This is a genomic window from Chitinophaga lutea (assembly GCF_003813775.1).
Taxonomy (GTDB): Bacteria; Bacteroidota; Bacteroidia; order Chitinophagales; family Chitinophagaceae; genus Chitinophaga; species Chitinophaga lutea.
Genome location: NZ_RPDH01000002.1, coordinates 1,991,132 through 2,004,400 on the forward strand (window position 1 = coordinate 1,991,132; position 13,269 = coordinate 2,004,400).

Sequence of the window (13,269 nt, forward strand, 5' to 3'; positions counted from 1 at the left end):
ACAATACAAATATTTTATTTTTGACCTGTTGATTAAAACTAACGGATTGGAAAGCGCTGATTTAACCAGGAATGATCCTTACGCGGCCTTGCGGTATAGAGAGTTCCAGTTTTTCCTGGTCATACGGTTTGCCCTGATTTTCGCACTGGCCATGCAGTTTTCCATCGTCGAATGGAAAGTATACATGCTCACCAGGAACCCGCTCAACCTGGGCCTCATCGGCCTGGCGGAGTTCGTGCCAGCGATCGGCCTCGCCCTGTTTGCCGGCAACATCGTGGATAAAACGGAGAAAAGGGGCATGGTGATGAAATGCATCGCCGGTTATCTTTTTACCGGAACGGGGTTGTTCCTCCTCACCTGGGACGAACTGATGGCTGGCATCCCCAAAAACAGCGTACTGCTGATGATCTACCTGCTGGTTTTCTGCGGGGGCATCATCCGGGCTTTTACCAGTCCTTCCAACTTTTCCCTGCTCGGTTTGCTGGTGCCCCGCCAGCTGTATCCCAACGCGACCACCTGGAGCACGTCCGCCTGGCAGATCGGCGCCATCGCCGGCCCCGCTTTGGGCGGCCTCAGCATGCACTGGCTCGGTGTGCACTGGTCGATGCTGCTGGTGCTGGCGTTTGTATTGCTCGCATTGTACTGCATCCTGCAAATATCCCCGAAGCCCATCCACTATAAAGAAATCGGCGAAACGGTGCGGCAGCGGCTCACCAAGGGCCTCCGGTTCGTCTGGGACACCAAGGTGCTGCTCAACGCCATGGCGCTGGATATGTTCGCCGTGCTCTTCGGCGGTTCGGTGGCCATGATGACCATTTACGCCAACGACATCCTGCACGTGGGGCCCGTCGGTTTCGGGATGATGCGCGCCGCGCCCGCGGTGGGCTCTTTTATCACCCTGTTCCTGCTGGCGTACAAGCCCATCGTCACCAAACCGGGCATGAAACTGCTGCTGGCGGTATTCGGGTTCGGGCTGTGCATCATCATCTTCGGCATCTCCAAAAACTTCGTGCTGTCGCTGGCCGCCCTCTTCTTCAGCGGCATCTTCGACGGGGTGAGCGTGATCATCCGCCAGACCATCCTGCAGCTCAAAACGCCCGACGACATGCGCGGGCGGGTTTCGTCCGTAAGCTCCATCTTCGTAGGCTCCTCCAACGAGCTGGGCTCCTTCGAAAGCGGGGTGGCGGCCAAACTGATGGGCCCGGTCGTTTCCGTGGTGTTCGGCGGCTGCATGACCCTCGGGATCGTCATTACCACCTACATCATCTCCCCCGCCATGCGGAAGCTGGAGCTGAAGCCGTGACATCGGAACTCCGTCCTTTGCCCCATAAATCAATTGATTATCAATCTATTTTACACAACCCTCCATTGCGCCGAAGCCGTAAAGTCGTTGATCATCCATCCCCCCATCCTCTAATGGGCTATAGCCCTGCATTCATTGATTATCAATCCATTCCTCCATCCTCACCATTGTTTCTACCGCCTTCTTCCCGATGCTTCATTGGTCTGAAACTCTTACTGCTATTATGTTTCCCTTAGGATGTCCCACTGATATCCCACTGATGTCCCAGAGATGTACCACAGATGTTCCACATCTTAAAGGATGTGGGACATCTGTGGGAGAGCAGTGTAACAGCTCTCTTATAATAGTGGCTGAGCATAAATGCTTTGCCTTGGCAGTCTAAGGGAATGACCAGGTTTACACAGGGGAATCGATGGGGAGGACAAAGAAAAAACCTGCCCGGCGGAATCGACCGGGGGCAAAAAAGCAGGAACAGGCTCCGGTAGCGAGAAACAAAGGGGGGCCACGTTGCGGAGGACGGTAGTGAGAATGCGTGGTTGCAGAGGAAATCAGGCTTTTACGGCCGCGTTCCGCGACGTGGTGCGGAGGAATTACACATTCCAGGCCCTTTCAGGTGGCTCGGGGAAATAACGGTCCGGGGCGGCTCACCCCTTCACCGTCGCTTTCAGGCGTTCCAGCACGTAATACACGGCGGGACAAATAACAGAATTCATTAATGTGGTGTTCGGGCGTTTGAAGAACTCGTCGCTGTCCGTGTAGGGGTAATTGCGGCAGTCGCCGGGCCGCACCTCATAGATGCCGCAGTAGTTATCCGCGCCAAGGAACGGGCAGGGGCTGCGTTTTACGACGTAATCGCCGTCTTCGTCGAGGCGGAGGTAGGTTTCAATGAAAACAGATTCGCGGAGGCCCAGGAATTTGGAGACTTTTTTAATATCGGGGGTTTTGAAACGGGGGCTGATGGTTTTACAGCAACCGGCGCATTGCAGGCAGTCGATTTTTGAAAAGGCTTCGTCGTGCAGCTCCGGCAGGAGGCGCTCGGCGCCTTTACCTTTCTTGGTCTGCATTTTCTGTAAGAACTGTTTGTAGGATTTCTGCTGTTCTTTGGCCTTTTTCTCCCAATCCGAGAGCTCATCGTGCATGGCTGGTTATTTTCTGCAAAAGTAGCGGAAACATTCCTGCTTCCAAAACCGGGCGGCATGAAGATTTCATGACAATACACGTCCTTCTTCCCGGCAGAATATCATGCCCGCCTCCCGCCCGGTGCGGTTGTTTGGCTGTTGCTTAAAAACATCATAGCTTTGCGCATTCTTTTCTTAAATACCTGCTTTATATCATGAATCTTTTGAATACTTTCAGGAATGAGTTCATTGGCCGTCATATCGGTCCCAATGAAGCGGAAACCCGTGAAATGCTCGGCAAGATCGGCATCGGGACGTTAGATGAGCTGATCGACAAAACGGTACCTGCGGCCATCCGCATGAAACATGAGCTGGACATCCCCGAAGCGGTGAGCGAGCATACTTACCTCGGCCAGCTGAAGGACGTTTCGTTACAGAACAAAGTATTCAAAAATTATATCGGTCAGGGTTATTACGATACCATCACGCCCAGCGTGATCCTGCGGAACGTGTTCGAGAACCCGGGATGGTATACCCAGTACACGCCCTACCAGGCTGAAATTTCACAGGGCCGCCTGGAAAGCCTGCTGAACTTCCAGACCATGGTGAGCGACCTCACCGACCTGCCGATCGCCAACGCCTCCCTGCTCGACGAAGCCACTGCGGCGGCGGAAGCGATGACCATGTTTTTCAACGCACTGAATAAAGACCACGACCACATCACCCGCGGAAAATTTTTCGTGGATGAGCGCGTGCTCCCGCAAACGAAAGACGTGGTGCTGACCCGCGCCACCCCCCTGCACATCGAAGTGGTGTTCGGCGACTTCACGAAAGCGGACATCACGGCCGATTACTTCGGCGCGCTGGTGCAATACCCGGACGCTGAGGGCCATGTATCCGATTACCGCGCCTTCATCGAAAAAACACATGCCGTGGGCGCTTATGTAGCCATGGCGACCGACCTGCTGGCCCTCACCCTGCTGACCCCTCCGGGCGAGCTGGGCGCTGACGCCGCAGTGGGTAGCGCACAACGTTTCGGCGTACCGCTGGGCTTCGGTGGCCCGCATGCCGCGTTCTTCGCCACCAAAGACGAGTTCAAACGCGCCATCCCCGGCCGTATCATCGGTGTGAGCATCGACGCGCAGAACGGCCGCGCATTGCGCATGGCCCTGCAAACCCGCGAACAGCACATCAAACGCGAAAAAGCCACTTCCAATATCTGTACCGCACAGGCGCTGCTGGCCAACATGGCCGCCATGTACGCCGTGTACCATGGCCCCGAAGGACTGAAAAACATCGCCCTGAAAACCACGCTGCTCACCGCAGCGCTGGCCGCCAAACTGAAAGCAGCCGGCGTTCAGGTGCGTAACACCAGCCACTTCGACACCATCACCATCGAAACCGCCGATGCCAACGCGGTACATGCCAAAGCCGAAGCGGCCGGTATGAACTTCCGCCACATCAGCGCGCAGCTGCTGGGTATTTCGCTCGACGAAACCACTTCCGTGGCCGATGTGAACGCCATCCTCGCCGTGTTCGGCGCGGGCAGCGTTACAGACAGTGATGTGGAAAACGCCGCCAGCGGCATTCCCGCCGCACAGCAGCGTACGTCCGCTTACCTGCTGCACCCCGTGTTTAACAGTCACCACAGCGAAACAGAGATGATGCGTTATCTCAAGATGCTGGAAAATAAAGACCTTTCGCTCAACACCTCCATGATCTCCCTGGGCTCCTGCACGATGAAGCTGAACGCGGCATCCGAAATGATCCCCCTGAGCTGGAGCCACTGGAGCAAAATGCATCCCTTCGCGCCGCTGGCGCAGGCGGGCGGTTACGCACAGATCGTAAAAGAGCTGGGCGACTACCTCTGCAAAATCACCGCCTTCGACGCATGCAGCCTGCAGCCGAACTCCGGCGCACAGGGCGAATACGCCGGCCTGCTCACCATCCGCGGTTATCACGAAAGCCGCGGCGAAGCGCACCGCAACATCATGCTCATCCCCATCTCCGCACACGGCACCAACCCCGCCAGCGCCGTGATGGTAGGTTATAAAGTAGTCATCGTAAAAGCGCTCGACAACGGGTATATCGACATCGCCGACCTGAAAGCAAAGGCCGAACAGCATAAAGACAACCTCGCCGGCGTGATGATCACCTACCCTTCCACTTACGGTGTGTACGAGGAAGGTGTAAAAGAAATCTGCGAGATCATTCATGCCAACGGCGGCCAGGTGTATATGGACGGCGCGAACATGAACGCACAGGTAGGGCTGACCGCTCCGGGCCTCATCGGCGCCGACGTTTGCCACCTCAACCTGCATAAAACCTTCGCCATCCCGCATGGCGGCGGCGGCCCCGGCATGGGCCCCATCTGCGCGGCGAAACACCTCGCTCCTTTCCTGCCTTCCCACGTATTCATCCAGGGCGGCAGCAACGGCAGCAAACAGGCGCACGCCGTGTCTGCCGCTCCGTACGGCAGCGCCAGCATCCTGCTGATCTCCTACGCTTACATCCGCATGCTCGGCCGCCACGGCGTTCGCAAGGCTACGGAATACGCCATCCTCAACGCCAACTACATGAAAGCGCGCCTGAAAGACGCCTTCGAAATCCTGTACACCGGCGTGAGCGGCACCTGCGCGCACGAGTTCATCGTAGACCTCCGTCCGTTTAAAAACACCGCCGGCGTTGAAGCCGAAGATGTGGCCAAACGCCTGATGGACTATGGTTTCCACGCACCGACCATGAGTTTCCCGGTTCCGGGCACCATCATGATCGAGCCCACGGAGAGCGAGGACAAAGCGGAGCTCGACCGCTTCTGCGACGCGCTGCTGGCCATCCGCGAAGAGATCCGCGCGGTGGAAGAAGGCAGGGCTGACAAAACCGACAACGTACTGAAACACGCTCCGCATACCCAGGCCGTGATCACCGCCGACGAGTGGACACGCCCCTACACCCGCCAGCAGGCCGCATTCCCGCTGGAGTATGTGAAGCAGAATAAATTCTGGCCTTCCGTGAGCCGCATCAATAACACGTACGGCGACCGGAACCTCATCTGCACCTGCGAGCCCGCAAGTGCTTACGCCGAGGCATAAAGGCATCATCAAAAAATTACCCGGAACCCGGTGGCTGCAAGGCCACCGGGTTTTTTCTTTCCGGCAGCGGCGGGGCTTAACTTTCAGGTAATATGCCTTTCCTAGATTTAAAGCCGAAACAGCCCAACGGGAAATTTATGCCAGGTAACCCTTCTCATGTACTCTTTTCACGATTGTTCCGGGAGAACAGGGACAAGGTTTTCCGTTTCGCGTACAAACTGACGGCAGACGAAGCCCGGGCAGACGAGATCACCCAGCAATGTTTCATCCGCCTCTGGGAAAGTATCGATACCGTGCGCGAGCAGGACGACATCTTCCCGCTGCTTTTTGTGCTCGTGAAGCGGCTGGTGATAGACGATACCCGCCGCCTGTACCGCGAAAAAAAGAAGATGGCCCAACTGCGGGAATTGCCCGAAGAACAGGCGCAGAACAATACCCTTCAGCATAAAGAGCTCGTAAGCTACATGGAGCGCCTCATCGAAAAGATGCCCGAGCAGCGCCGCCTGATCTACCGCATGAGCCGGCAGGACGGTCATAGTTACAAAGAAATCGCCCTCCGTTTAAGATTGTCCCCCGCCACCGTACGCAACCACCTCAGCCTCGCCCTCCAATACATCCGCCAGGAACTGGCCGTTTATTTCGGCAAATAAAGGGCGAATGAATAAATGAAAGTTCCCGCTTCCCGGCAGCAGACGTTGTTAAAACCGCCAGGTTTATAAACACCCCGGAACAGGCGTCCATAAAAAAGGCGCAAAGTAGATACTTTGCGCACAGTGCTGTATGCGTTTGAAACTTTACATGTTCACTCTATACACGATTAAGGAGAATGCGGAATAATGACGACAGCATGGCGGCCTGCCCGTTCCTTCGAATCGAACAATACCGCCGGCGCAGCCGTTTCGGGTTTTGCTGCGCGGCCCTGGCCGGTGATGACGGCCAGCGCCCTGGCGATCAGCGGATCGGCCCGGTCGCCTACCGGCGATAAAGGCAGCCGGCTCTTTTCATCTACGGCATAGCGCGGCGCGATGCCGTCGGGATAATTGCCTTCGCCGCGTGCGTTCGCGAGTTTGAAGGTAACGGGCAGCAACACCCAGGGAATCCGGCGGGGCGTGCGTTCGTCGGAGATGCTCACCGCCCCTACGTCTTTTCCATGCGAGGTTTGCCCGATCTGCACCACGTCCATATACGGCTTCAGGTTATTGATCATGAGCTCCGCGGCAGAGGCCGTAATGCCGGTGCTGAGGATAAACACCCTTGGCAATTGCAGGCGGGCCGGTTGCAGTTCGCTGAAAGGGATGACTTTATTTTCACCTGAAGGGGCAGCCAGCACATCTTTGAAGGAGCGCACCCGTACGCCCTGCCGGGCATTGCCGGTGAACTGCACGAACGGCTGCTGTTCATCGATGCCGGGCGCTACCAGGGCGCTGAGCAAAGCGGCAGCGGTCACACTGCCGCCGGGGTTGTACCGGAGGTCGAGGATCAGTTCTGAAACACCCCCTGCCTTGAGCTGCTGTACGGCCTGTAATATGTTGCGGTTATAATAGTCGTCGAAATTGTTCAGGAAGATATACCCGATGTGCTTCCCCCCTTCCGTCCATACTTCCGAGCGGTACAAAGGGTTTTCCACGATGGTGCGGTTTTCGAGGCTAAGGGCGCCCGTTTCTTCCGGCTGCCCGCCTGCGGGAATTTTAGCCAGCGTGATGGTGGCCTTGTTTTGTTGCAGCATGGCGTTGCCCAGCTGTTCCGCATTACCGGCGGTGAGGCGCGTGCCGTTGATGCGGGTGAAATAATCGCCCCGTTTCAGGCCGCTCTGCGCGGCGGCGGTGCCGGGTATCACGAAGTTGACAATGCCTGTTATCACGCCCTGCGGGAGGGCTACTACATAGTAGTCCATGCCGAACGTGCGCAGCATGCCGCGGGGGATGGTGCTGTGGTCGAGTGCGTTGTAGATGGCGGAAAAACGGTCGCCGGGATGTTTGAGGCTGTTGAAAAAAGCGATGGTTTCCGCGCCCGTTGCCGAAGCCGGCAAAGATTGTTCCCAGAGGTAGCAGGTGCGCATCTGCTCCAGTATCCAGTTGTTGGTTTCCTGCTGCGACGCGGGGCCGGATGGGCCGGGCGCAGGATCGTGCTTGCGGCAGGATGTGGCTGCGCAAAGCAATGCAGGAAGGAGGAACCGGGAGAGTTGCTTCATGATTTTAGTAAGATACCAGGCTGTTAGCAGTATAAGTGTTGCCGGTCGGCCGCACATTTACCCTGATGCTGAAGATGTGGTTGGCCATGCTTTCCAGGTTTGCCGCCCCCGGTAAAAAAAACCTTCCGCCCTTCGTATACCGGATTGGATCTATTTCTCCCGCGTTGGGAACATATTCACCCGTCTGGGCGTTTTTCAGTTTGAATACTATCCGCTCTCCCACACCGAATCCTTTTGCATACGGAATGCCGGTAAACCCTAAAAATTTGCCCTTCGTCAGGCCCTTGAATACAGCGTAAGGTGCGTCCGCTCCGCTTACAATAGTGCTTCCGTTCACGACCACCCTGTAAAGTTCCAGTTCAAGCGCCCCGGGCAGGTTCGGATCAGTGTAATAGAATCCGAAGTTCTTTTTTGCAGGGTCGGATTGTTCTTCATTCTTCACTATCAGCTGCGGAACACCTTCTCCCAATTGCAGGATCGATGCGGAAAAGAAGTTACCGTTGACGGTCAGGGATGTATCTATCCAGACATTGCCTGTTTTACGGTCCGTCAGTGTCAGGTGCTGTTTACCCTTCACTTTTTCGATGGTCTGGTTGATGACCAATGGCATCTTTGTGCCGAAGCTGTCGGAGAGTATTACATTGTCCATCCGCAGTGTCGTCACAACTTCAGGTTCGGCCCAGAAGCTCGAAATGGATACATTCACAATTTCTTTTTCTACTTGCAGTACGCCTTCTTTTTTACAGGCGACCAGAAAAATAGTCACTGCGGCAAAAGCTGATAGTAATAAATACTTCATGTTATACAATTGGATTGGAAATTTTAATGAGCAATAACAATCGATAATGTTTCATTCCTGCCTGTTTTCCCCGACTTCAGGAAACAAGCAAGTGATAGACCAGCTATCACCTGCTTGTAAAGTCCTTGCATCAACTTTCTTCAGACGAAAAGTTGTTGTTGTTGTTTTGTTGTTTACAGACCGGCAGTCCAGCCCAGGTACCAGTAATTGCCGCCTACGATAGCGCCTTTACCGGGGTGTTGTGTTTCGCTCGGGTCGAAATTTGCACCAACAGCGAACGGATCCACCAGCGCGATGTCTGCATTGGAATCGGTGCCGTTCAGGTGAGTTTCATTGCCTGCGGGAATGGTGCCGAGTGAAGAAAAGGCATGCACCACGTTACCGGTGAAAGTACCGGCGGTGCAGGCGCCTTCAACAGCGAAACCATTGTTGTAACCCAGGAAGATGGAGTTGGTGATGGTGTAGCCCGTAGACCTTCTGAGACGGCCTGCGTTCAGGGTGCCGGCGAATGCGGCGTTCTGTCCGCCGATGAAGGTTGCGTTAGATACCTGTGCGTTGGTGATGGGCGTCAGCGCGGGGCAGGTACCGGTTGCTTCGTTGTCGGACTCGATGCCGTTCGCATCGTTGTAAGTAAAACCGGAGCGGCGGATACCCAGTACATATTGTACGGAGCCCTGGTAGCCATGGTCGAAGTCCAGGATGTCGTCGTTGGTGTTCAGTGAAACGAGGTAAGAAGCGTTTACAGTACCGCCGAAGAACTCGAACGCATCGTCGCGGCCATAAGAAGCCTGAACGTGGTCGATGGTGGTGCCGCTGCCTACGCCGCCCAGGGTGAGGCTGTTCAGCTCGTTGTTGGTAGATACATTGGCGCCGGCCCATTCGATGCGCACATATTTCAGTACACCTGAGTTGTCGCCGGAAGTGGTGCCGCCATAATGAACGTCAACACCAGGAGGCAAGGTAGGCAGATCGATACCTTCGATTGTGGGGTTAGACTGGTTGGTGGGAGCATTACCCAGGATCACGATGCCGCCCCAGTCGCCCACAGCCGGAGTGGCGTTGTTGGAGGTGAATACGATGGTACCGTTTGTACCGTCGGCATGGATCTGGCCGCCACGAGTGATCACCAGTGCAGAAGCCTCAGCAGGAGTGGATTTTGAAATGCCTTTTACCGTAACGCCAGCGTTGATCACGAGGTCGCCACCGGGTTGTACGTAGGTTTTTCCGTCGAGATAATAAGTACCGTTGGCTACCAGTTCTACCTGTGTGCTGATAATACCGGGCAGTGTGGAACCATCGGGCAGTACACCTGCTTTTACGTTTTCAGGTGCTTTTTGCGCATCTTTTTTACATGCGCCAAAGGCTAACAAAGAGAGTACGCCTGCTGCGAACATAAGTCTTTTCATGGCTTAATTTTTTTTGTCGGGTTTAATAGAATGTTAGTGCTTTATTGATGCAATGGATTTTTTAAAATGAATAGGTTACGTTAAGGCTCAGGTTCCTTCCTTTGAACCATCGCTGCCGCACATAATCCCGGTCTTTATTGAAGCGTGTCCCTTTAGGGTCGCTGTTTTCACTGCCGAGCGTGTATGGGTCCTCCGCAGGCGTGACATTAGCCGATTTGACGACGCCCCTGTTCATATACAGGATGTTATCCTGCTGCAACACATCGCTGATGTTAAACCGCACCTGCATTTTCTTTTTCAGCAAGGTGGCGCTGAGCTGGACGTCTATCAAATCCCGCGGGTTTTCATACAGGTCTTCCCAGGGCTGGAAACCGGCGGTCACAATGCGTTGGCCGTAACGGTTGTAGGTGACATTCACCCCGAACACATCACCGAAATAGCCGATACCGCCGTTGATCACATAAGGCGAGAGGCCCTGCAGGGGACGGTCCCTGGAATCGGACGCGTTCTTTTCGAGGTCCGGGCGGCCCGTAATGCCACCGGCGGCATTCATCAGCTGGTCGGTATTGTAGCGCACCTTTGCTTTCATCCACGATCCGTTTGCGCTCACAAATACATGGCTCAGCCATTTTTGCGCGGGATTGATGAACCGCAGCGACTTACGGAGGTCCAGTTCCAATCCGGTATTAGTGGAGTTCCGCAGGTTGAAGTAAAACAACCGGGGGTCTACCGAGCCGCTCCATACGCCGATGATCTCTACGGGATCCTTGAATTTCTTGTAGAATGCCGATACCGATATCACTTCACCCGGCGCGGGGTAATACTCGTACCGCAGGTCAAAATTGTCGATACTGGCATCCTTCAGCCCCTGCGCACCATAATAGGCGGCCCTTTCCTTGAATTCATAATAGATGTAAGGCGCGCGCTCCCTGAATTCAGCCCTGGCAAGGGTTTTTGAATATGCCGCGCGGATGTTCATCCGGTTGTTGACGGCGTACACCAGGTTAGCGGAAGGCAGCCAGTCGGTTTTTTTATACCGCATCGTGGAATCCACCCCATAGCCCATTGGCGGGGCATATACGATACCGGTCACTTCCATGTTGCTCTGTTCCATCCTCACCCCTCCGATAAGGCGGAAGCGCTGCAACAACTTCAGATCCGCCATCACATAGGCCGCGTGTATCTGTTGTTTTCCCTTGTAATCGTCGCCCGAGAAACCGAACGATCCCAAACCGGTGGGCACATAGTTCAGCATACCGGGCCGCAGGAATTCAGGTGAATGCAGTTCATGGTCTGATTTACCGAACATCAGCGTATCCCGATAACCAATGGAGTATTGCGAGGTGGGATCCACCAGCAGGCGGAAAACCTGGCTTTGATAGTCTACCTTACGGAACACCCCGGCATACCCGGCCTTCAGGGTCTGGGCCGCGCCACCTACGTTGAAAGGCATCGATAAATTGGCCGCAACGTTTTTCCGCCGCTCCTTCAGCATCGCATTAAAAATGTTAATCCCTTCCGTCATGTACCCCAGTGCTTCATTGACGATGTAAAACCGGTACTGGCCTGCTACGCTTTCGTCATACGGCCATTTATCGCCGGAACGGCCACGTGAGCTCCTGGTGTCCGGCTGTTCGCGGTCCAGCGTAATGTTGTCCGCAGCCCAGTCGAGCTTCAGTTTTTTGCCCAGCAGGTGCTCCCCTTCCAGCCTGTTTTGCAGCAAGGAATTGATGAGCGTAACGTTGATGTAATGATTGATGGGAGAAACGATGCTGGACCAATCCATACCCTTGTTCACATTCATCTCATTACTGAACCGCCTGTTATAGAGGTTCTTGAAGGCCACACGGTGGCCTTTGGTCTGAAAGCCGATGTTTGCCACCGCGCCCAGCGCCGTATTGAAATTATAGGTGCGCGAGCTGTCGAAGTAATAATGGTAATAACCCGGGTTGTGACGGCTTTCATTCACCACCGACTCCTCGTGCCGGTAGGTTCCTGCCAGTGTGATACCCAGCGAGGAGACCCTGTCTTTCAGCATGATCACTCTTCCTGCGGCCAGCTGATAATTCTGCACGGGAGAATAATCATATTTGTACATTCCCCAGTTGTTGGGAATACGCCGTTCCATTTCGCTTCTTTTCATCTTGTCGCCGCTTCTGATCACCTCCCGGAATTCCTCCGCACCCCAGCCATGGTTCCACCAGCGCCGCGTACCGTCGTCGAACCCGAGGTAATCCCGGCCGCCGCGTTTGGTGCTGTACAGCGTTTTACCGGTACTGTTGGTGTTGATGCCGGTGCCGGCCGTGAGCGTCAGGAAATTACGGTCGGGAATGTTGCGGGTGTTGACCTGCACCAGTCCGCCGGCGAACTCCGACGGCATGTCTGGCGTGGCGGTTTTGTTCACCACGATATTGTCGATCAGCGCGCTGGGAATCACGTCGAACGAAAAGTTTCGCCTGTTGGGCTCCGTGCTGGGCAGGCTGGCGCCGTTCATCATCACGTTGTTGTAGCGTTCGCTCAGCCCGCGCACCGTCACGAACTTATCGTCCTGCACGGTGAGGCCGTTCACCCGCTTCAGTACCTGCGCCGCATTGTTATCGGGCGTGGCTTTGATCTGCTCGGCGCTGATACCGTCAGACACGGCGGCGTTGTTTTTCTGCAAAGCGTACAGCCCTTCCACGGACGCCCGCTGGTAACTGGCTGTCACCACCACCTCTTTCAGGGAAGAAGGCGAAGCGGTCATCAGCACGTTGAGCGTGGTGGCCTGCCTTGATTTCACCGCGATGTCTGTAACCTTCCTGGTGCTGAACGACACATACCGGAACACCAGCGTGTATTTGCCCGGCGGCAGCTGGATGGAATAGCTGCCGTCTACGCCCGTGGTGGTGCCGCTTCCGCCTTCTATCATGATGGTTACGCCCGGCAGCGGTTCGTTGCGGTTATCGATCACCCTGCCGGTGATGGTGCCTTCATTTTCTTTTTTCATCGCCGCTTCCACCTGGCCTTTCCGGATGGCGACGGTATTGTTGTCGTATTCGATGTCTACCGCCGCATGCCGGTCGAGGTACTCCAGTACCGCACCGAGCTTTGCCGCGGTGTAGTCCATCGCCGGCACCCGGCATTGTTCGAGGTACAGCGGATCATATACATAGGTAAGGGATGTTTGCGCCTGTAACCGTTTGATCACGTCCGCCACGCTGGTGCGGGCGGTCTTTACCGTTACCTGTTGCTGCAGCGATTTGTACGATTGCGCCGCCAGTACCAGGTGCTGGCCAAAGAGCAGGATGAACAGCAAAGGGCAGATGTACAGGCATAGTTTTCCATGCCCGGGAAAAAATCTTCGGGTAGATTTTTGCATAC

General features: G+C 55.3%; 8 protein-coding genes. 3 read left to right on the forward strand and 5 right to left on the reverse strand.

Annotated elements, in window-relative coordinates; genetic code table 11:
* Positions 1 to 46 precede the first annotated feature (46 nt).
* Positions 47 to 1,303 carry an MFS transporter gene (locus tag EGT74_RS20300; RefSeq protein WP_123848388.1) on the forward strand — a complete coding sequence of 419 codons (1,257 nt, stop codon included), beginning with the start codon at positions 47 to 49 and terminating at the stop codon, positions 1,301 to 1,303.
* Between the two features lie 644 nt (positions 1,304 to 1,947).
* On the opposite strand, the gene EGT74_RS20305 is transcribed toward EGT74_RS20300, so the two are convergent.
* A complete protein-coding gene (locus EGT74_RS20305; protein ID WP_123848389.1) occupies positions 1,948 to 2,442 on the reverse strand; it encodes a YkgJ family cysteine cluster protein in 495 nt (164 codons plus the stop codon).
* Between the two features lie 194 nt (positions 2,443 to 2,636).
* Between EGT74_RS20305 and gcvP the strand changes: the two genes are divergently transcribed.
* Both gcvP and EGT74_RS20315 read left to right on the forward strand, forming a co-directional pair.
* Positions 2,637 to 5,513 (forward strand): aminomethyl-transferring glycine dehydrogenase, encoded by a 2,877-nt coding sequence (gene gcvP / locus EGT74_RS20310; protein ID WP_123848390.1) that lies wholly within the window; start codon positions 2,637 to 2,639, stop codon positions 5,511 to 5,513.
* Positions 5,514 to 5,605: 92 nt separating this feature from the next.
* Complete coding sequence (locus EGT74_RS20315; RefSeq protein WP_123848391.1) at positions 5,606 to 6,163, forward strand: RNA polymerase sigma-70 factor; 558 nt, start codon at positions 5,606 to 5,608, stop codon at positions 6,161 to 6,163.
* A gap of 167 nt (positions 6,164 to 6,330) precedes the next feature.
* Here the strand turns inward: EGT74_RS20315 and EGT74_RS20320 are convergent, their stop codons facing one another.
* The 4 genes from EGT74_RS20320 to EGT74_RS20335 form a co-directional block, all read right to left on the reverse strand.
* Complete coding sequence (locus tag EGT74_RS20320; protein WP_158618239.1) at positions 6,331 to 7,704, reverse strand: S41 family peptidase; 1,374 nt, start codon at positions 7,702 to 7,704, stop codon at positions 6,331 to 6,333.
* Positions 7,705 to 7,708: 4 nt separating this feature from the next.
* Positions 7,709 to 8,503: a hypothetical protein gene (locus tag EGT74_RS20325; RefSeq protein ID WP_123848393.1), complete on the reverse strand. Its 795-nt coding sequence runs from the start codon at positions 8,501 to 8,503 to the stop codon at positions 7,709 to 7,711.
* 173 nt (positions 8,504 to 8,676) lie between these two features.
* On the reverse strand, positions 8,677 to 9,909 hold the full coding sequence (locus tag EGT74_RS20330) for a hypothetical protein (RefSeq protein ID WP_123848394.1): 1,233 nt from the start codon (positions 9,907 to 9,909) through the stop codon (positions 8,677 to 8,679).
* 61 nt (positions 9,910 to 9,970) lie between these two features.
* Positions 9,971 to 13,267, reverse strand: coding sequence for a TonB-dependent receptor (locus EGT74_RS20335; RefSeq protein ID WP_123848395.1), 3,297 nt, complete (start codon positions 13,265 to 13,267; stop codon positions 9,971 to 9,973).
* Positions 13,268 to 13,269: the final 2 nt, after the last annotated feature.

Excerpts from the sequence above, each read along its gene's own strand:
- EGT74_RS20305 (WP_123848389.1), bottom strand. The coding sequence starts at position 2,442 with ATGCACGATGAGCTCTCGGATTGGGAGAAAAAGGCCAAAGAACAGCAG.
- gcvP (WP_123848390.1), top strand. The coding sequence starts at position 2,637 with ATGAATCTTTTGAATACTTTCAGGAATGAGTTCATTGGCCGTCATATC.
- EGT74_RS20315 (WP_123848391.1), top strand. The coding sequence starts at position 5,606 with ATGCCTTTCCTAGATTTAAAGCCGAAACAGCCCAACGGGAAATTTATG.
- EGT74_RS20320 (WP_158618239.1), bottom strand. The coding sequence starts at position 7,704 with ATGAAGCAACTCTCCCGGTTCCTCCTTCCTGCATTGCTTTGCGCAGCC.
- EGT74_RS20325 (WP_123848393.1), bottom strand. The coding sequence starts at position 8,503 with ATGAAGTATTTATTACTATCAGCTTTTGCCGCAGTGACTATTTTTCTG.
- EGT74_RS20330 (WP_123848394.1), bottom strand. The coding sequence starts at position 9,909 with ATGAAAAGACTTATGTTCGCAGCAGGCGTACTCTCTTTGTTAGCCTTT.
- EGT74_RS20335 (WP_123848395.1), bottom strand. The coding sequence starts at position 13,267 with ATGCAAAAATCTACCCGAAGATTTTTTCCCGGGCATGGAAAACTATGC.